The 19,771-nt window shown below is 54.9% G+C and carries 17 protein-coding genes and 1 pseudogene; 7 read left to right on the top strand and 11 right to left on the bottom strand.

The features are described 5' to 3' along the window. Positions 1-51: 51 nt before the first annotated feature. From IK012_RS00695 to IK012_RS00670, 6 genes are all read right to left on the bottom strand, one after another. Complete coding sequence (locus tag IK012_RS00695) at positions 52-891, bottom strand: NifU family protein (protein ID WP_290949345.1); 840 nt, start codon at positions 889-891, stop codon at positions 52-54. A 291-nt stretch (positions 892-1,182) separates the two neighbouring features. Next, positions 1,183-3,510 carry a DUF748 domain-containing protein gene (locus IK012_RS00690; protein ID WP_290949343.1) on the bottom strand — a complete coding sequence of 776 codons (2,328 nt, stop codon included), beginning with the start codon at positions 3,508-3,510 and terminating at the stop codon, positions 1,183-1,185. A gap of 41 nt (positions 3,511-3,551) precedes the next feature. Continuing rightward, entirely contained in the window at positions 3,552-4,394 is an 843-nt protein-coding gene (locus IK012_RS00685; RefSeq protein ID WP_290949341.1) for an ElyC/SanA/YdcF family protein, read from the bottom strand. 14 nt (positions 4,395-4,408) lie between these two features. Continuing rightward, positions 4,409-4,837 (bottom strand): ribosomal protein S18-alanine N-acetyltransferase, encoded by a 429-nt coding sequence (rimI, locus tag IK012_RS00680; protein WP_173379549.1) that lies wholly within the window; start codon positions 4,835-4,837, stop codon positions 4,409-4,411. A 31-nt stretch (positions 4,838-4,868) separates the two neighbouring features. After that, positions 4,869-5,537 (bottom strand): tRNA (adenosine(37)-N6)-threonylcarbamoyltransferase complex dimerization subunit type 1 TsaB, encoded by a 669-nt coding sequence (tsaB, locus tag IK012_RS00675; protein WP_290949338.1) that lies wholly within the window; start codon positions 5,535-5,537, stop codon positions 4,869-4,871. Between the two features lie 82 nt (positions 5,538-5,619). Then, positions 5,620-6,654: a D-alanine--D-alanine ligase gene (locus IK012_RS00670; protein ID WP_290949336.1), complete on the bottom strand. Its 1,035-nt coding sequence runs from the start codon at positions 6,652-6,654 to the stop codon at positions 5,620-5,622. A gap of 288 nt (positions 6,655-6,942) precedes the next feature. Between IK012_RS00670 and IK012_RS00665 the strand changes: the two genes are divergently transcribed. Next, entirely contained in the window at positions 6,943-7,371 is a 429-nt protein-coding gene (locus IK012_RS00665; RefSeq protein WP_290949334.1) for a hypothetical protein, read from the top strand. Positions 7,372-7,383: 12 nt separating this feature from the next. Next, positions 7,384-7,809, top strand: coding sequence for a hypothetical protein (locus tag IK012_RS00660; protein ID WP_290949332.1), 426 nt, complete (start codon positions 7,384-7,386; stop codon positions 7,807-7,809). A gap of 116 nt (positions 7,810-7,925) precedes the next feature. On the opposite strand, the gene IK012_RS00655 is transcribed toward IK012_RS00660, so the two are convergent. From IK012_RS00655 to IK012_RS00645, 3 genes are all read right to left on the bottom strand, one after another. After that, complete coding sequence (locus IK012_RS00655; protein ID WP_290949330.1) at positions 7,926-10,457, bottom strand: DNA gyrase/topoisomerase IV subunit A; 2,532 nt, start codon at positions 10,455-10,457, stop codon at positions 7,926-7,928. Beyond that, entirely contained in the window at positions 10,458-12,308 is a 1,851-nt protein-coding gene (locus IK012_RS00650; protein WP_290949327.1) for a DNA topoisomerase IV subunit B, read from the bottom strand. Between the two features lie 203 nt (positions 12,309-12,511). Further along, on the bottom strand, positions 12,512-13,183 hold the full coding sequence (locus IK012_RS00645; protein ID WP_290949325.1) for a DUF4230 domain-containing protein: 672 nt from the start codon (positions 13,181-13,183) through the stop codon (positions 12,512-12,514). Between the two features lie 65 nt (positions 13,184-13,248). Between IK012_RS00645 and IK012_RS00640 the strand changes: the two genes are divergently transcribed. The 5 genes from IK012_RS00640 (at position 13,249) to IK012_RS00620 (ending at position 18,182) form a co-directional block, all read left to right on the top strand. After that, complete coding sequence (locus tag IK012_RS00640; RefSeq protein ID WP_290949322.1) at positions 13,249-13,617, top strand: hypothetical protein; 369 nt, start codon at positions 13,249-13,251, stop codon at positions 13,615-13,617. Then, the gene (gene tgt / locus IK012_RS00635; RefSeq protein WP_290949320.1) at positions 13,614-14,762 is read left to right on the top strand and encodes a tRNA guanosine(34) transglycosylase Tgt; all 1,149 of its coding nucleotides are present in this window, start codon (positions 13,614-13,616) and stop codon (positions 14,760-14,762) included. Before IK012_RS00640 ends, tgt begins: the two co-directional genes overlap by 4 nt. Positions 14,763-14,785: 23 nt before the next feature. After that, the gene (locus IK012_RS00630) at positions 14,786-15,781 is read left to right on the top strand and encodes a phosphatidylglycerol lysyltransferase domain-containing protein (RefSeq protein WP_290949317.1); all 996 of its coding nucleotides are present in this window, start codon (positions 14,786-14,788) and stop codon (positions 15,779-15,781) included. Continuing rightward, the gene (locus IK012_RS00625) at positions 15,781-16,290 is read left to right on the top strand and encodes a hypothetical protein (RefSeq protein ID WP_290949315.1); all 510 of its coding nucleotides are present in this window, start codon (positions 15,781-15,783) and stop codon (positions 16,288-16,290) included. The genes IK012_RS00630 and IK012_RS00625 overlap by 1 nt, the downstream gene beginning before the upstream one ends. Before the next feature lie 89 nt (positions 16,291-16,379). Then, a complete protein-coding gene (locus IK012_RS00620) occupies positions 16,380-18,182 on the top strand; it encodes an InlB B-repeat-containing protein (RefSeq protein ID WP_290949313.1) in 1,803 nt (600 codons plus the stop codon). A gap of 94 nt (positions 18,183-18,276) precedes the next feature. Here the strand turns inward: IK012_RS00620 and dnaJ are convergent, their stop codons facing one another. Further along, a complete protein-coding gene (dnaJ, locus tag IK012_RS00615) occupies positions 18,277-19,422 on the bottom strand; it encodes a molecular chaperone DnaJ (protein WP_290949311.1) in 1,146 nt (381 codons plus the stop codon). Positions 19,423-19,563: 141 nt separating this feature from the next. Then, positions 19,564-19,771 (bottom strand): annotated as a pseudogene (gene dnaK, locus IK012_RS00610) (molecular chaperone DnaK); the annotation flags it as partial.

Genomic DNA, 19,771 nt, shown 5'->3' with positions numbered 1-19,771 from the left:
CCCGCTTTTGCGGGCTTCTGGGGTTGGGAGTCCTCAAGGACATTTTTTTAACTAGAACAAACTCGCTGGAGGATTGTTGTCGTCCAGTCCGGCCAAATTGCGGTCGGCATCGGACATCGCGTTCGGCGGAAGGTTGTCGAGCGGGTCTTCGGGCTCTACAATCAGGTTGTAGTACACGTTGTTCTTGAGTTCGTCTTCGATGTAGAAGAGTGTTCCGCCCATGGCGGAGCCGCAGCCGGCACATGCGCCCTGGTAGCGTATCTTGAGCCTGTTGTCTTCGGTCAGGTCGAGGATCTCGACGTCGCCGCCGTCACCCTGAAGCATGCCGCGTACGGACTGGTGGAGCCAGGCCTCGATTTTCTCGATTTTCTGTGGCTTGGTCATCGCGTTCCATTCCGCATCCGCTTCCGCGCGGCCTTCGGCGGTCTGCGTGCGGTACTTGATGCGGTCCATCTTCTCGCGCACGAGGATTGCGGTTCCCTTCTTTTCGGGGTAGACCTGCGCAACCATCTCGATAAGCGTCTGCATCTGCGAAATTTCGGGTGCGCTCTCCGGAATGGCCCTCACATCGGGCGTGTCGCGGAGGCTTTCCTCGATGCTCACTGTGGTGATGGCGCACGCCTCGTCGATGGTCTTCTGCTGAATCATCTTGCAGAACGTGTCGGCGAGCGCGGTGAATATGGGGCCGCCGTAGGTAAAGAACCTGGTCTCGAGAATCTTGTCGCATTCGGGGTCAATCATCAGGTAGACCTTCAGGCTGGATACCTTCACGTCTACAAGCGCGAGTCCTTTCTCGTCGGCTTCAATCTGGAATATGGCTCCGCGGTACTTCGGGGCCTTTGCAATCTCCTGCACTTTCTGGGAGAGGTTGGCGCACATTTCTTCACTCATAACGAGCGCAAATTTAGCAAATGGCGAGAGCCGCGGCAAAAGTGTGCAAGGCGAGAAAGTGCAAAAAGCATTTTTGCATCTTCGAGCCGTAGCCACGGACGTCGAAGACGTCAAAACTTTTTTGTTTTGACATGGCCGAGCCTAGCCAAATGCGTGCAAATTGAGTGCCGCAGGTAATGTTTACATTACCTATGGCCGAAATGCAGCCGCATGGCATCGCAGATGCCAAATGCGCTCGGAACGAGCGCCAATTTTGCAAATGGCGAGAGCCGCGGCAATCGGGAGCGCGATTTACTGCACGTCGACGGTCACTTTGTACAGGGCCTTGCCGCGGTGGGCCGAAAGCTTGTCCGCAGGGGCCGTGATGACCGTGATGTTCTTCTTGGTCACGCCTTTCTGTTGCTGCAGCACCTTGAGCAATTCCTGGTTCCTGGTTTCGGCGAGTGCGGCGACTTCCTTGCGGAGTGCCTTCTGGTCGATTTCCCCGATTTCCTTGAGGTATGCCTGGAATCCTTCGTCGCTGTTGCTCATGTCAGCAATGGCGCGTTCGTCGAGTTCGGTCAGTTTGTCCTTGCCCTGCGACTTCTTGTAGTAATCCGTCTTGAGCTTGATGGTTTTGTAGGCTTCCGTGGTCTTGCGCGGGTTGTAGAACTGCGTGAAGATGAGCTTCAGGTTCTTGTCTTTCGCGACGGCTTCGGTCATCTTGGAGGCCTTGGCGTACTGTTCGCTCGTGAACGAGGCGCGCGTCGCGTCGATGATGATTTCGTCGTTCTTCCCGAGGTCGATACCGATGGCCCCGGCTCCGGTAGCGGCGAGGTTCCCGACCATCTTGAGCGGGGAGAGCGCCACCTTGATAAGCAGGTTCGAAACCGTCGTCCAGATGATTTTCCCGATGGAGAACTTCGGGTCCTTCATGTTGCCGTGTACGGGAACGTCGAATTCAATCTTGTCGTCCTTGTCCTTGAGGATGTACAGGCCCACCTTCATCGGGACCAGGAATTCCGGATCGGATTCCGGATCCTTGTCGCCCACGTCGATGTTGTAGATGTCGATAACGTTCTTGCTGTCGAGTTCGAAGTTCTTTATCTTGTTCTCGCTCGCGAAGGCAAGCGTACCCGCGCTTATCGGGTAGCCGGTAAAGTGGTGGCTGTAGTTGCTGAAATGCTTGAGGGCGAGGTTCTTCACGCTGATGTAGGCATCCATCGTGCCGATATCGCTGAGCGCTCCCTTGTACTTCACGGCGACGCTTCCGCCTTCGGGGAACGATGCGTTCACGTTGATGGTGCAGGGCGTGTCGAAGTTGATGTTCGAGCCCTTCACGGTTATCGCCTTGACGGTGTAGTTGAACGGCTTGGTGATGGAATGGTCGGTCGCGCTAGCCGTGGTGTTCTGCACGAGGAGCTTGTTTATCTTTGCCTTGAGCGGCTTGGCCTTTGGCGTTTCTTCAGCCGGGCTTGCCGCTTCTTCGGGCTTCGCTTCGGTTGCCGTGGAATCGGGCGCATCGCCGAGAACGAGCTGCTGGTCGGCTGCAAGCTGCGTGCTGTCCGGCTCGTCGGCGGAACCCTTCTTCAGGAGCACGTCGATGTTGGTCTTGCCGTTCTTGTAGAGATCGAGGTGCGCGAAACCGCCGTCCACGATTACGGAATCGATGCGGAACTCGTTCTTCTCGACGTTCGCGCTTGCGATGCCCACGCCCACGTGGTTCACGCCGAGAGTCCTCCCGCTGGTTTCCGTCAACACGATATCGTCGAGCGAGACCGTTCCTTTGACGTTCGAGGCGAGAATTTGGTTCAGGTTGCCGTCGATATCCATCAAGACGGAGAGCGAACCCGAGAAGTCCTTGTAGTTGATGAAGTCGTTCAGGTAGGGCTTTCCGCAGGCGAGCGCGAACTTGCGCAGGTCAACCCCTACGTGGAAATCGTTTGTCGCCGCGTTCGCGAGAACCTTCACGTTGAGGTCGCCGCCATCCGCGAACTTGAAGCTCACGCCGATGTCGGTCTGCTTGTTGCTCAGGTAAACCGCGGGAATGCTGATGGAAAAGTCGTCGAGCTGGATCTTGGATCCGATTTTCGTATCCTGGTAAATGATGTTTCCCTTCTCGAATACGATGTTTTCGACCGAGATGCTGAAGGGGAGCTCGTCTGCGATTTCTACGGCGTTCACCATGCCGGTAGAATCGGCCTTGGCGGCGAGGCTATCTGCGACCATGGCCGAATCGAATGCAGTCGTATCGCCCTTGGCGACGAACTCGATGATGTCGGAGAAGTTGAAGCGGTCTTCGTGCTGGAGCACGCGTGCGTATAGCCCCTTCAGGTAGATTTCGCTCACGGCGGCCGTACCCGTGAAAAGTCGCAGCGGGTCGACGTTCACGCGGAACTTGTCGAAGGCGACAAAGCGCGTTTCACCGTCCTTCTCGAATACGGCGAGGCTGTCAATTTCGAGTTTGAACGTGAACGGGTTGAGCGATATGTTCTGGATGGCGACCTTGCGCCCGATGAGTTCTTCGGAGTGCCCTACGACATAGCTTCGCACGATACCGGGTGCGAATTTGAGGGTGGCGATGACGAGGACGACTAAAACGGCGATGACGATTGCCGCAATCTTGACAAATTTTTTCATGCCAAGAAATCTAGCAAAAAGGGAAGTTTGTCTATGCTGGGCTAGGGGAGCGAATCGGCTTTTGCGGTATCAGCCTTGGCCTTGGCCGTTTCGGCCTGCTTGCCGGAATCCTGCGCGGGCTTGTCTTCGGCTACCGTTTTCGCCTGCAAATCGAGCAGGTTTATGATGGGCTCGTCCTTCTCTTCTTCGGCAATGGAGCGAATTTTCGAGAAAAACGTGGAATCCTTCTCCGAAAGCGGGTACACGCCGAAAAGGTCGTAAAAGGAATTGGCGTAGGCAAACCATTCGCGAATCCAGTTCTTGCGGGATTCCCTGTTGAAAATCCATGCGTCGGCATTGTACTGGCGGTTGTAGGCGATGTCGGCGGTCAGGTAGACCGGCTTGTCACCCGAAAGGGTTTCGAATATGCGCTTTGCCCTGCGGGTCGCGGGGGCGGCGGTAACGATGAGGACGGTGTCCGCCTTGTGCTTCTTGAGCCAAGGAATTATGGTGCAGGCTTCGCTGAGCGTGGAGGGGTCGTCGTGGCGGACAAGGAAAATGGTGGCCGGGTCGAACTTGCCCAAGCGCATGAAGTCTTCGGCGTAAAAATCCACGTTGCTCCTGTCGCGGTATACCCTGCGCCCGAGAATGACTACGGAATCGACCTTGCCTTGCTGCACGAGATCGGCCACGAAGTCGTTGCGCTCCAGGTTCGCCGTCTGGCCATCGAGAATCACGGCCCATTTCACATGGTCGAATTTGTCGTCTACGACTAGCCAGTGTCCGCTCCTGGAAATTACGATGTAGAACAGGGCCATGAGGCAGGCGACCGAGGCGATGACGATGCCCCAGATCTTCTTGCGGTTCTTGCGCGGGTTCTTGTCGTTCATCAGGATTTTAGACACGTTGCGCTCCTTGGCTATGCCTTCTTGTAAAGGACGGCATTCTCTCCATCAGAATAGTATTTTTTGCGTTCCGCGTAAGCGGCGAAACCATGATGCTCATAGAATTTGCGGGCTTTCTCGTTGCCTTCGCGCACTTCGAGGAAAACTTGGTCGCCGTTCGCGAAGTCGAGACGTTCGAATCCCGCGTTCAGGAGCGCGCTTCCGATTCCCTTGCCCTGCTCGCTTTCGCATGTCGCGATGCTCAGGAGTTCGGAATCCGGCCCCATCAGGTGGAAGATGGCGTAGCCCACGATAGAATTTGTTTGTTCAAAAACGACGCACAGGGCATAGCTTGCGCGGATTTCGGCAATAAATTCGCGTTCGTTCCATTCCTGAAAACCGAGCTGCTGCTGTATCGCGAGCACCTGCGGGAGGTCGGCTTCTGTCATTTCACGGACCGGCATTTACAGACAACCTATCCTGCGTGAATCCGGTCTATGCCTTGAGCTTCTCGAAGTACGAAGGCTGGATGTAGTTCGCTTCTTGAATAAGCGACGGCTTGACGGTATCGAAAAGCGGGGCCCACATGCTGAGCGGATTGCCCGTATCGCGTACGGTTTTGGCTCCGAGCGCATCGAACGTCGCCTTCAGGGTCTCGTCCGCAAGTGCGGCATCGTCTGCGACGACAGTTTTGACCTGCGCGGTTTTGATGCGCGAAACCACATCGGGCGTTTCGATGAAGAATTCTTCGCCGTTCAGCCTAAGGTACCAGAACCCGGTGCGAGCGCGGATGATTACCGCCGTCTCGGGATTCTGGGACTGCTGCGCGTTGCCCGCGAAGCATGCGAGCGCCTGCAGGGTAGTGACCCCGTAAAGTTCGCGCTTCCCGCTAAAGCTGAGCCCCTGGCAGAATGCCACTCCGGTGCGAAGCCCGCTGAACGAGCCCGGCCCGAGCGTCACCATCACGCGCTTCACGTCGTCGAGCGTCGCGCCCACGCGCTTCAGGAGCGTGTCGAGAGATTCCCCGAGGATTTCCCCGCGGGCTTCCGTATTCACGATTTCCTCGTAAATGGCTTGCGCTCCTTCGGGCTGTCCGCTTGTCGCGAGCGCCATCGAGATGCCCTTTCGGGAAGTATCTACGTATATGTCAAAAGTCTTTGCCATAGTTCTAAGTTCTGAGTTCCTAGTGCTTTTTAGGCAATAAACATCTCTATACCTTGATTTCTAGTAACTAGTAACTTGTACCCTACCTCTTGATGGTGAGGCTCTTGTCGATAATCATGTCGATGAGCTGGCTGTACGTGATGCCGTTGCAGGCGGCCTGCTGCGGCAGGAGCGATGTCGGGGTCATGCCCGGGAGCGTATTCGTCTCGATGGCGAACAGTTCGCCGTCCTTCGTGATGCGCACGTCGGTACGGCTGTAGCCCGCGCCGCCGAGGGCGTAGTGGGCGTTCTTCACGAGTTCCTGGATGCGCTTGGTCAGGTCTTCCGGGAATTCTGCCGGCGTCACTTCCTTGCATTCGCCGTTGTACTTGGCCTCGTAGTCGAAGTATTCGCGCGTCGTCATGCGCATTTCGGTGGGCGGGAGCGGCTTTTCGCCTTCGATGTAGCCGCAGCTCGCTTCGCCGCCGGCGATAAACTTTTCGCACAGCAGGCGGTTGGAATCCTTGAACAGGTCCTGCACGATCTTGCCGGCTTCGTCCATGTCCTTCGCGATGCCGATGCCGATGGAAGAGCCGCCCAGCGGGTCCTTGATCACCAGCGGGAATCCGAGTTCGTCGGCGACGGAAACGAGCGTATCGCCCGTAAAGTCATGCTTCCAGATGACGCGGTACGGCGGGGTAGGAATGCCGTTCGCCTTGTAGATTTCCTTGGATTTTACCTTGTCCATCGCGAGGGCCGATGCGAGGAGACCGCAGCCGGTGTACGGGATGTTCCAGTTTTCGAGCATGGCCTGGATGTGGCCGTCTTCGCCCCATTTGCCGTGGAGTGCCAGGAATGCGATATCGGCGGCGGGGAGCTCGGAAAGAGCCGGGGACTTCTTGGTGCAGGCGGCCGTGCCTTCGAGGCTGCGGAAGTAGTTGACCGAGAAGTTGTCCTTCTGGTAGGGGGAAAGTTCGCGGGCGGACCAGTGCCAGGTGCCGTCCTTGTCGATCAAAACGGGATGGATGTTGTAGCGTTCCGGGTCCATGGCGCGCACCACACCGGTGCCGCTGACTACGGAAACATCATGTTCGGTGGACGGACCACCCATCAGGACCAAAACGCGTAAGCGGGACATAAAAACCTCTTTGTAATGTTCTGCCGTTAATTATAGTAAAGTGAAATAATATGAACTATAATAAAAGGAAAATTCAACAAATGTAGACCTCATAAGGCAAAAAATTTGATTCATGCCCTTAATGAACTTCGGGATTCCACGCATGCTGTCGAGTTCCTGGATTCATTAAAGCAGATATGTCATTGAGCACGAACTCATAAAGACGGCCAACGAGTGTCCATAGATGATGTCCTTGTCTCGCCAGCACATTTTTGAACAGTTTTTCTTGGAATTGCTATATTGGATAATATGAATAAATTGCGTTTTTTGTTGTGTGTTTTCTTGATGGCGTCTTTTTGCTATGCCGGAGAAGTTTCCGACAAGCAGATGGACAAGGTCGAAAAATTTCTTAAGAAGTCCAAGTACAAGGAGGCCGCCTCGGCATTGCTCGATTATGGCATGAACTTGGCTGACGAACAAAAGACGGTGGGAGTCACGCAGTACGCCGGATATTTCGAGAAATTTGTCAAGCAGCATGGCAAGGTGCTGAACCATACAAAACTGCGTACGCGCCGCCTGTCCAAGGTTTACGACGAAACTGTTTACCAGATTAACTGTGAAAAATCTGCGTGGCTGATTGTGATAAAGGAATACGTTTCACCAAACGGCAAGAGCGAGTTCAGCGAATTGCGCGTGTTGACCGAAGAAGACGTATTCAAGTATTATGATAAAAAATAAAAAGGAGAAACTATGAAAATCAAGGCTGCAATTCTTTCCCTGTTGCTCTGCTCGTTCGCTTTTGCGGGCCCGCATTCCAGCGACTGCGTCAAGGCGATGGTCGACCACCTGAAGGCAGATAAGTACGACAAGGCTTTCGATGCCGTGCTCGACGACAGCCCCTTCCTCAAGGGCAACGTGAACGTTTCGAACCTCAAGATGCAATACGCCACGATATTCCAGAATATCGCAGCGCAGTACGGCAAGCCCGTGGGTTTCGAAATTCTCGGCACGAAGACTGTCGGAACGCTCGAACGCACCGGCTTCCTTATCCAGTGCGAAAAGAACGCCTGGGTTATCGAAGTCTTTGAATACAACAATCCCGTCTCGAAGAAGCAGTACATCGTAGATTTCAAGATCGTCGGCGAAGAAGACGCCTTCGCCCGCTACGGCCTGTAATTCCCCGGGGCGTTCGCCCTGAATTTTGCGATTGAACAGAAAAACCCGCGGTTTGAACCGTGGGCTTTTTGCATTAGTGGCGACGCCGTTTATCGCTGGCGCTGTTTATTTCTGGCTTAGAACAGCGTCGGGTCTTCGGGCTCGCCGCTATCTTCGCTTGCGCCGTCGTCGAAGGCGTCCGGCGGGCTGATGCGGCTCGTGCGCTTCACCTTCTTGGCGGTGAACTTGCTGCCGAGCGCCTTGTAGCTCTTGATTTCGGCGACTTCCGTGAGGTCGAGTTCTTCCTTCTGGACTTCGCGGCCCACCTGGTATTCCATGAGCTGGCGTGCGTCCTCGGTGGCGAAGAATTCAATCAGCTGCGAATCCTTGTGGTCGCTGATGAGGCTGAATTCTGTCGTCATGGGGCAGCCTTCCAAGTTGAAGCGCTTCACCATGTAGTTGAAGTTGCCGCCCTCGAAGTAGAGGATGGTAAAGACCTGCGTGGGGTCGAACTTGTGGACGTATTTCACGCCGCTACCCACGAGAATCGGGTCCGCCATGTCGTGCACGCGGGCCGTACCGTTCTCCTTCACGATAAGGATCTTGTCCTTCTCGCCGAATTCGCCGATGCGGTCGCCCTTCTTCTGCGTGCTGATGAGGCCGCTGGGGGCGTCGAAGTAGAGCACGCGGGCACCGAGGGTGCTCACGCCCTTGCGGATGCGCTTCACGCTCTTGACCGGGTACTTGGTGACGATATTGCCCATGGCGCCGCGGCCCTTCACCTCGATGGAGCTGAAGTCCACTTCGAAGTTGAGTTTGGTGCGCGGGCGCGGCTTGAGCGTCACTTCCACGACTTCGGCTTCGCCGTTCATGTTGCTGGAAAGGTACAAGAGGCGGCTACCGGGCTTGTTCTTACCCATGAAGTAGTCCTTGTCACGGGTTACGCCACCCACGTTGAAGCGCTTGATGTAGGCCGTGCCTTCCTTGCCGTCCTGGTGGATCACATTGTAGATATGGCGTTCGTCGTCCTTGTTGAACTTCTCGACGAGCACGATATTCTTGCCCACGAAGTCCTTGTCGGAGACCTTCACGACCTTGAAGCTGCCGTCGGCCTTGAATACGATGAGGTCGTCGTATTCGGACACGTCGAAGAGGTATTCTTCCTTCTTCATGCCCGTGCCCAGGAAGCCTTCCTTGCGGTTCACGTAGAGCTTCTGGTTGGCAAGAGCCACGTGCACGGCGCTCACCTGGCCGAATTCCGCGATTTCTGTGCGGCGGTCGCGACCTTCGCCGTACTTCTTCATGATGTTCTTGAAGTAGTTCACGGCGTAGTCGGTGAGGTGTTCCTTGTTGTAGTTCACTTCCTCGATCTTGCGGTCGAGTTCTTCGAGCAGTTCGTCGGCCTTCTTGCGGTCAAAGCGGCTGATGCGGCGGACCGGAATTTCGGCGAGCTTGAGGATTTCTTCGCGGGTCACTTCGCGGCGGAGCTTGCGCACATAGGGCTTCAAGCCTTCGTCAATCAGCTGGACCATCTCTTCGTGGGTCTTCGCCTTCTTGATGACCTCGTAGACTTCCTTCTCAATGAATATCTTCTCGAGGCTCGTCATGTGCCACTGGTCTTGCAGGTGCTTGAGCTGGTTGTCAAGTTCCCAGTCCAAAAGCTTCACTGTATGGTCGGTGCTGAGCTTCAGGAGTTCAGTCGTGTTGCTGAAACGCGGCTTCTTGTCGATAATCACGCAACTGTTCGCGGCAAGGGTCGTCTGGCAGTCGGTAAACGCGTAAAGCGCGTCCATCACGACCTGCGGATCGGAACCCGCCTGCAGGTGGATCTGGATTTCCACGTTTTCGGTGGTGTGGTCCACAATCTGCTTGATCTTGATTTTGCCCTTGTCGTTTGCCGCCACGATGGAGTCGATAAGGCTGTCGGTGGTGGTGCCGAAGGGCAGTTCGCGGATGACGAGCGTCTTGTTGTCGAGCTTTTCGATGCGGGCGCGCACCTTGAGGCGTCCACCGCGTTCGCCGTCGTTGTATTCGCTCACGTCGATGATGCCGCCGGTAAAGAAGTCCGGGTACAGCGTGAACTTACGGCCGCGCAGGTAGTCGATGCTCGCCTGGCAAAGTTCCTTGAAGTTATGGGGGAGGATGGTGGTGGAAAGGCCCACCGCGATGCCGTCCACGCCCTGCGCCAACAGAATCGGGAATTTCGCGGGAAGCGTCACCGGTTCCTTGGAACGTCCGTCGTAGTTCGGGATCCATTCCGTGGTCTCGGGGTTGAACATCACCTCGAGCGCAAATTCGCTGAGCTTGCCTTCGATATAACGCGGGGCGGCGGCCTCGTCGCCGGTCAGGGGGTTACCCCAGTTACCCTGCGGTTCGATAAGCAGGTCCTTCTGGCCCATGTTCACGAGGGCCGTGTAGATGGAGGAGTCGCCGTGCGGGTGGTAGTGCATGGTGTCGCCCACGATGCCCGCCACCTTGTGGAAACTCCCGTCGTTCATCTCGTACATCGTGTGGAGAATGCGGCGCTGCACCGGCTTGAGGCCATCCTCGAAGTAGGGGACGGCGCGGTCCAGGATAGTATAGCTCGCATAGTCCAGGAACCAGCCGTTGTAAAGCTTTTCCAGGTGGTTTACGTTCGAAAGTCCCAATGTTTTCTGTTCTTCGTCCATCTAGAGTTCCTCCACGGCTTCGGTGCGCAGGTTTTCGACGATGTAGTCCTGGCGGGCCTGCGTGTTCTTGCCCATGTAGTATTCCAGGAGCTTGCCCAGGGAGGCGTCGTTCGGCATGGTGACCGTCTCCAGGTGCATGTTTTCGCCGATGAGCAGCTTGAAGTCCTCGGAATCCATTTCACCGAGGCCTTTGAAGCGCGTGATTTCCAAATCTTTCTTGTTGATTTCCTTCGCGGCGTTGTCGCGTTCCTCTTCGTCGTAACAGTAGAACGTCTTTTTCTTGTCCTTACGGTTACGCACGCGGAACAGCGGGGCCTGCAGAATGTAGAGGTGCTTTTCCTGCACGAGTTCCGGGAAGAACTGCAGGAAGAACGTCATCACCAGAAGGCGGATGTGCATACCGTCCACGTCAGCATCGGTCGCGATAATCACTTTGTCGTAGCGCAGGTCCTCGAGCCCGTTTTCGATGTTGAGGGCCGCCTGCAAAAGGTTCCATTCCTCGTTTTCGTACACGATCTTCTTCGAAAGGCCGTAGCTGTTCTTCGGCTTACCGCGCAGGCTGAACACCGCCTGGGTTTTGGGGTTACGAGCCGTCGTGATGGTACCCGATGCGGAATTACCCTCGGTAATGAAGATCATCGTCTCGCTCTTGAGCGGGTTCTTCGCGTCGGTGAGGTGCACGCTGCAGTCGCGGAGTTTCTTGTTGTTGAGGTTCGCCTTCTTGGCGCGTTCGTTGGCCAGTTTCTTGACGCCGGCCAGTTCCTTGCGCAGTTTTTCGTTCTGCGTGATGCGTTCCAGGAGCTTCTTGGCCGTATCTTCGTTCTTGTGCAGGTAGTTGTCGAGCTCGCGGGCCACGAAATCCACGATCCAGGTGCGGAGCGCGGGGCCGTTCGGGGCCGTGGTGGTGCTACCGAGCTTCGTCTTGGTCTGCGATTCGAAAACCGGTTCCTGGATGCGCACGGAAATCGCCCCGATAATGCAGTTGCGCACGTCGGAGGCGTCGAATTCCTTCTTGAAGTGGTCGCGCACGCCCTTCACGAGACCCTCGCGGAAAGCCGCCTGGTGGGTGCCGCCCTGGGTGGTGTGCTGGCCGTTCACGAAGCTGAAGTAGTGCTCGCCTTCCACGTTGGAGTGGGTGATGGCGAATTCCAGGTCCTTGCCCTTGCAGTGGATGACCTCGTAGCGGATAGTATCGTCGGTGCGGCTGTGGAGCAGGTCCAAGAGCCCGTTGGGGCTATTGTAATCCTTGCCGTTCATCACCAGCGTGAGCCCGTTGTTCAGGTAGGCGTAGTTCCAGATCTTCTCTTCCATGTAGGCGGGGAGGAAGCGGAAGTTCTTGAACAGCTCGTTATCGGGTTCGAAATAGATTTCGGTGCCGTTTTTCTCGTTTGTCGGGGCAATCTTGAAATCCTTTACCAAAATGCCCTTGCTGAATTCGGCGCGCTTGACCTTGCCGTCGCGGAAACTTTGTACGATAAACTTGGTGGAAAGGGCGTTCACCGCCTTGGTACCCACGCCGTTCATGCCGACGGACTTCTGGAAGGCTTCGGAGTCGTACTTGCCGCCCGTATTCATCTTCGACACGCAGTCGATGACCTTTTCGAGCGGGATGCCGCGGCCGTAGTCGCGCACGCGGCAGCTGTGGTCTTCCATGTCGATTTCAATCTTCTTGCCCGCGCCCATGGCGAACTCGTCGATGGAGTTGTCGATGACTTCCTTCGCGAGAACGTAGATACCGTCGTCGGGGCTCTGGCCGTCGCCCAGCTTGCCGATGTACATACCGGGGCGGAGCCTAATGTGTTCGTACCAATCTAGAGTCTTGATGCTGTCCTTATCGTATTTTACAGCCATTTCTTACCTATTCACTTGCTTTTGCAAAAACTAAAAAAGTGCCTTTTTTCGCCAATTTTAGGAAAATTTGACAGGCAAACTCGGACCACATGCCGCAGTTCGCCCTTTTCTTCAAATATAACAAAAATTTTTGTCAGTGAGTGACAATTTGTGCAGTAAACTAGCAAAATTTAAAAGACGTCAGGCCACTTAACAAGTACAGCCTACTTCGACTCTATCGTTATATGATACCCGTCGTTGGGGTGTAGCCATCGATCGACAAAGGATTTCTGGGCGTTTTCGTCGATTTCGGCCAGCTTGACGGCGGAACCGAGATAGAGCAGAATGATATGCATGGCGTGTTCACGAGCCCTGCGTTTCAGCTCGTCGATATTCTCTTGTTCGTACTTTTTCTGTTCGGCGATAAAGAACCGCTTGAAGTCCTCGAACTTGATGTTGTTGAGCCAGCCGCTCTTTTCCCACAAGACCTTGATGCTCTCAAAATCGATGCTGTGGCTCAGGATTTTCGGCTCGGGAAGGTAGATAAATATGGTCCTCGTGACAGGTTCGACATTAATCTTGATATCCTTCAGGTCGTAACCGAGCTTCACGTCGCCCTCGTATACCAGAACAAACTCCTTTATGGACTGGTTAATCCACCATTCGGGCATATACTCCAGGAGTTTCTTGGCGTCCTGGTAGTTCGCGTTCTTGCGGTAGTGGTGGTGCAGGGTTGCCAATTCCGAGATTTCGCTGATTTGATGTTCCACGAACGCGCTCGTAATTTTTACCCCACTGGAATCGGGCGAACTCAGCTTCTTTACGATAAAAACGGTTGTAACTATCGTTGCAAAAGCAATAATGAGCAGTAATGCTATTTTAAACGCCTGTTTCATTGAAGCGCACCAATCCGAGTTTATCAGGAAATATATATTTTTTTTGTCCCATAGCGCGGGCTAAAATGGATATCGAAAGAAAAAAAGTCGAAAGCATTGGCGAATTTGCCCCCAAGACCAAGGCGACGCTTGCCGCCCTTTTGGGGGTATCGGCCGCATTCTCAATTTCGGCATGCGCATCCATCCAGCAAAAGGAGGATGCTTCTCAAAAAAACGATAGCGATGGTGTTGCCAATGTGATTGGTGGAGATATCGCAGATTCACCATATGACACCCCTCTTCCTTCGAAAACGCCGAAATCATCATCGTCAGAGTCTGATATAAACGTCTTTGAACCGCTCGGGGGAATTGTTTATATTCCAGATTCAACAGATATGGACTCAAGCAAAGCAGGCTCAAGCGAGACATCTACATTAGACTTAGATGAATTATGATTTTGAACAACAACCCCTTTGAACTCATAAAGACAAGCGACCGCAGCAAGGCTAGGCGGGGGAGGCTCCATACGGCCCACGGCGACATCGAAACGCCGATTTTTATGCCCGTGGGGACGCTTGCGAGCGTGAAGGGGCTCTCGGCGCGTGACCTGTGCGAAATGGAAGCGCAGATTATCCTCGCGAACACGTACCACCTGTACCTGCGTCCGGGCACAAAGCTTATCGCAGAGGCGGGCGGCGTGCAGAAGTTTATGGGCTGGAACGGCCCGATGCTTACCGACAGCGGCGGATTCCAGGTGTGGAGCCTCAAGGACTTCCGCCACATTACCGAAGACGGCGTGGAATTCCAGAGCCTGCTCGACGGCAGCCGCCACAAGTTCACTCCCGAATCGGTGATGCAGGCCCAGCGCGAAATCGGGGCCGACATCATCATGGCCTTTGACGAATGCACGCCGTACCCGAGCACGCCCGAGGAGGCGGAACACTCCCTCGACCTCACGCTCAAATGGACCCGCAGGGCAATGGACTGGCTTGCAGAAAACCCGCCTCTTCACGGCTACCCACAATATTTTTTCGGGATTGTCCAGGGCGGCATGCACAAGGAATTGCGCAAGAAATCCATCGAGGCGCTCAAGGAACTCGCTCCCGATGGTTACGCGATGGGCGGGCTCTCCGTAGGCGAACCCGTCGAGACCATGTACGAGATTGCGGACTTCTGCACGAACTACCTGCCCGAAGACCGCGCCCGCTACGTGATGGGGGTGGGCACGCCTTGGAACCTGCTTTCGCTTGTTGCCCGCGGGGTCGACATGTTCGACTGCATTTTGCCGGCGAAAAATGCGCAGGACGGGCTCGTTTACACCAGCAGGGGAGTGCTGCGCTACAAGGGCGCGAAATTTGCGCACCAGCACGATATCCCGCTCGATCCGGATTGCGACTGCTACTGCTGCCGCAATTACAGCCGTTCTTACCTGCGCCACCTTTTCAAAAGCAAGGAACCACTCGGCTGGACGCTCTCTACCATACACAACTTGCATTTTTACCTGAAGCTTATGAAAGACGCCCGCGCCCATATTGAAGCCGGCGATTTCGAGGAATGGTCCGCCGAAATGATTCCCAGGCTCCAGCAAGACGCAAGCTAAAATCTTTTTTCTAATAGGTAAGTATGCTCCATTTTCGCCCGCCAGAAATTCCAGACCGGATTGCCGTGACAAGCGCGGTGGCCGAAGCGGGTTATATGGGCAGCGATGCCTCTTTCGCAAACATCTTCCTGCTCCGCAAAAAATATGGTACGGAAATCGCGCTGCAAGAGGGGTTCCTGTTCCGCTATTACAACGGGCAGGGTAGCCGCAGGGGGTATGCCTTCCCGCTTGGGGCAGATGACCCGCGGGCAGCGCTGGCGTTAATCGCCCAAGATGCAGCGGAATCAGGCCGGCCTCTGGAATTTTGCCTGGTGGACGAGCCCCGCGCACAGATTTTGCGCGATTATTTCGGTGGGCAATCTGCGGCCGAAATCGCCGTCATCCGTTTTGCGGAGAACCGCGGCGACAGCGATTACCTCTATTCTGCGGAAAGCCTGGCGAACCTACCTGGAACCACCTACCGCAAAAAGCGGAACCACATTTCCAGATTCAGCCGCACCTACGCAAACTACGAACTGCGGGAAATCACCCAGGAAAACATGGCAGATGCCCTGCAGGTGGAAAAGCTCTGGATGAACAACGGGGCTGCGGCGGAATCTTCAGAACCCTGCGAGCCCTCCTGCGAATGCGAAGAGGCCGCATGGGCGGAGCGCTCCGAAGACGAAAAGTCCCGCTTTGCGGAATACTGCGCCATCGAAGAGGCGCTGCAGAACTTCGAAGCGCTCGGCATGAAAGGCGCAATACTTTACGTCGGTGGAAAGCCCGTGGGCATGACCATGGCTTCCCCAATCATTCCCGGCGTGTGGGACATCCATTTCGAGAAAGTCATCGACGAATATGCCAACGACGGCGGCTATGCCGTCATCAACAAGATGTTTGCCGCCACGCTCTCCGGTGCAAGGCTTATCAACCGAGAAGAGGACATCGGGATAGAAGGACTCCGCAAGGCGAAACTCTCATACTACCCGCTGACTATCCTCGACAAGTGCCACGCAACTGTTTTGTCGGAAGGTGCATAATGCTTTCATCTATCTTGTCCAAAAACACCTGCGCCGCCTGCAAGTTCTGCTGCTCTTTCCGCCGGCAGAGCCTCTGGGAAACTCCGCTTTTTCCGCCTGAGGTTGCAGAAAAACTGAGCCGGCCCAATGAATACGGCGTAGTGGGGGAGTTCGCGCCCGCTTCAGACGGTGCCCAGGATGCCTTCCGCCTCGTCCTCGAGAACAACTACCGCACCGCCGCCCCCGAAGAAGAAGTCCCGTGTACATTCCTCGACCCGCAAAAGGGCTGCATCCTGAAAGGGGAGGACAAGCCCTTCGATTGTAGCATCTGGCCGCTGCGCATCATGGACAAGGGCGGAAAGCTCGTCATCGCGCTCACGCCCACATGCCCCTCCATCGGCGCGGTTCCAAACCAGGCACTCATTGACCTCGTAAAAAACGGCCTCGGCGAAAAAATATTCGAGTACACCAAAACGCACCCGTATATCGTCAAGGAATACCGCGAAGGTTTCCCCATCGTCTATTTTTAGCCCTGCGTGAATTGAAAGCCTCGCTTGCGTGCCGAAAAAAATATATATTGTGCAAAAGGGTGTTACATAACCCCGACTAAGGAGGAACCGTGAGACACGTCTTATATTGCCTTTTAGCTAGCTTTTTTATCGCAGCGCCGGCCTTCGCCATTAATCAAGGCGATACCGTCTATATCGATTATGACCTGCAGGGTGGCGTAAACAATCCGGATAACCGCTCCTTCATTATATACGACAAGACAAGCTCCGTTGTGTATGACCTGTTTGCTCCTACCAAGGATGGCGCAGAATTTTTGGGCTGGTATACGACGAAAACCACACCTCTTGCCGATAACTTCAAGAAGAAAGCTCTTTACCCATTTGACACGCCCAATAATGCTTCCGGAAAATTGAAACTCCATGCGCGCTGGGGTGTCGTTTCGAAGGAACCCGAGAAAGACGATGCTGGCTGCTTGCTGATTCACAATGCGGCCGAACTTTACGGGGCTGCAAACATACTCGATACACTAAGAACGCAAGTCTGTATTTTCATCGAAGACGATATCGTCGTCAACGAGAACGTGCTCGCGTCCGATGGTTTTGCAAACACGGGCGATTACTACTGGTGGAAACCGTTTAAAATACTTAACGGCGTCATCGAGGGGAACGGCCACACCATCTCGGGCCTGTATGGCAATGTGGGCCTGGTTGAAATGATTGATTATTACCCTGCAGTTATCCAGAATCTTGGAATTAAGGATTCGTATTTCAGCGGTGAAAACCCGGGCGCTTTTGTGTCTAACATTCAACAGGGAAAACTTAAACTCAAGAATGTATATAGCACGGCGACCGTGGTCGGCACAAATGGCTATGTAGGTGGGCTTGTGGGTTACGCCGATATGCGAGGCGATTTATGCCTAGACCCGGCCGCACCGGACCCCGAACCGGACCGAAACCCCGCAGCTTATAGCTCCTTTGACGATATGAACCATTTTTACATGCAGATAGAAAACTCCTATTCTACCGGATACCTGATGGGTCAGCAAGGTGGCGGCCTTGTAGGTATCGCCGACAATATTCTGGTCAAGAATTCCTTCTACAATGGGAAAATCGACATAACGGAGAAGTTTTCGGGTATTGGCCTGCAACTTGAGAAATTGTGCCAGCTTCTCTCGGCACGCGACGTGTCTATAAAAAACGTATTCTATCCAGGCAATTACACGAATGAAGGCTTCAAGGGCACACCCGCATCTGCTACGGAATTTTCCAACGGGACGGTCTTGAAAAAACTGAAGGACTCGACCGAAATTCCCATATGGGTGCAGAACACCGGAGATGCCTACCCGAAACTGAGCGGCGCATTTTACGACATCACGTACAGATTGCATGGCGGCACAAATCCCTCCAACCCAGGCTACTATACGCCCAAGCAAGAGGTCGCCCTGAAGCCCGCGGTGAAGGAGAACGATGTGTTCGAAGGCTGGTTCCTCGACACGAACTTCACGAAGCCCGCGCAAAAGATTCCCTCTACAGCGGAAGGCAACCAGAAGTATTTCGCCCGTTGGGAAAGCGGCTATTCCATCACCTACGTGAATGACGGCAATTACAAGTACGTATGGAAAAAGAATCCGACCTACCGCTATGCGGATTCTTCCACGTATGTCCTAAACGAGCCCACGAAGGATGGCTATACGTTCGAAGGCTGGTTTACGGATTCGACATTCAAGACCCGCGTGACAGAACTTCTCCAGGGCAACAAGGATGACATCGTCCTGATCGGCAAGTGGAATGACGGAACGGTCAATATCCGCAAGGCTGTCGCCCCGGTCCCGTTCAAACTAGACCGCGCCCGCAAATACGACATAAAGGGCCGCAGCCCGAAATCGCGCCCCAACTACGGCGTTTACTTTTAGTAGACCACTAAGAACCTGAAATAAAAAAATCCCGGGCATCGCTGTCCGGGATTCGTACACTCATGTCATCCCCGCCTCCGGGCGGGGATCTCTTTTACTTAAACAGGTTCTTCATCTTCTCGAGGAAACTTTCTTCCTGCGCGGTTTCCTTGTCGTGCCGCAGTTCCGCGAGTTTCTGGTAGAGTTCCTTCTCTTCGCGGCTAAGGTCCTTCGGGATTTCCACGCCGATGTTCACGTAGAGGCTTCCGCGGTCGCCGCGCTTGTTCAGCGGGTACAGGCCCTGTTCGCGCAGGCGCAAGATGCTCCCGGCCTGGGTTCCGGCCGCAATCTTGATCTGCACTTCGCCACCGTCCAGCGTCGGGATTCGCTGCGTTCCGCCAAGGACCAGTTTGTGGACCGGCACCTTGATTTCGCAGTGCAAATCGTCACCTTCGCGGGTGTAGAAGTCGTCGGGCTTTTCGGCAATGACCGCCAGCAAGTCGCCGCAGGCACCGCCGCGAGGCCCGCAGTTGCCTTCGCCACGCAGGTTCAGGTACTGGCCTTCGGCAACGCCCGCCGGAATCTTGATGGAGATTTCTTCCGTTTCCTGCACACGGCCCTCGCCGCGGCAATGGCTACACGGATTCGAGATGACTTCGCCCATACCGTTACAGGTGGGGCAGGCACTCTCGGAAACCATCTGGAAGAAACCGCCAGACACGCGGCGCACTCGACCCGTACCCTTACAGGTATCGCAAGTCTTGATGTTCGTGCCGCCCTTGCCGTTACATTCCGTACAGGGAGTATAGCGTTTCAGGCGCACCTTCTTGGTGCAACCCTCGAAGATTTCCTTGTAGCTGAGCGCCACCTTGATCTGCAAGTCGTTACCGCGCGGAGGTCCCGCTTTGCGACCGCCGCCTCTGCGGCCACCGCCGCCAAAGCCGAACCCGCCGCCGAAAATGTCGCCGAACTGCGAGAAGATATCTTCGAAGCTGAAGCCCTGTCCGCCGAATCCTCCGCCGCCAAAGCCACCGCCCGGGGCGTTGAAACCGAACTGGTCGTAGTTCTTGCGCTTCTCGGGGTTGCTGAGCACGTCGTAGGCCTCGGCCGCCTCCTTGAACTTTTCTTCGGCTTCCTTGTCGCCCGGGTTCTTGTCCGGGTGGTACTTGATGGCAAGCTTCTTGTACGCGTGCTTGATCTCGTCAGCACTTGCGTCCTTACCGACACCTAGAACTTCGTAATAATCTCTTTTCTCTGCCATACTTCGCTCACTTCGTCGCGATTCTTAATCAAAAAACTGTATTCTCTTTTTACGCAAAAAGGATTGCTCCCTAAAAGAGAGCCAATCCTTTCTGTATGCGGCCGATAACCGGCGACACACCGATTACCCGCCGTAGCCTAATTAGTCAACGACTTCAGCGTCGACGACTTCCGGGCCGTCACCCTTCTTGTCGTTCTTCGGCTGTTCGGAAGCACCCGGCTGCGGACCCGGCTGAGCCTGGTTTGCACCGGCAGCCTGAGCCATGGAGCTGATCATGCCCTGGAGCTTGTCCATAGCGGCCTTGATTTCTTCCTTGGTGCCGTTGTCCTTCTTGGCCTTGATGTCGTCG

This window comes from Fibrobacter sp., from assembly GCF_017551775.1.
In the GTDB taxonomy this organism is placed as follows: domain Bacteria; phylum Fibrobacterota; class Fibrobacteria; order Fibrobacterales; family Fibrobacteraceae; genus Fibrobacter.
This window is presented reverse-complemented; position numbering and strand designations above follow the sequence as displayed.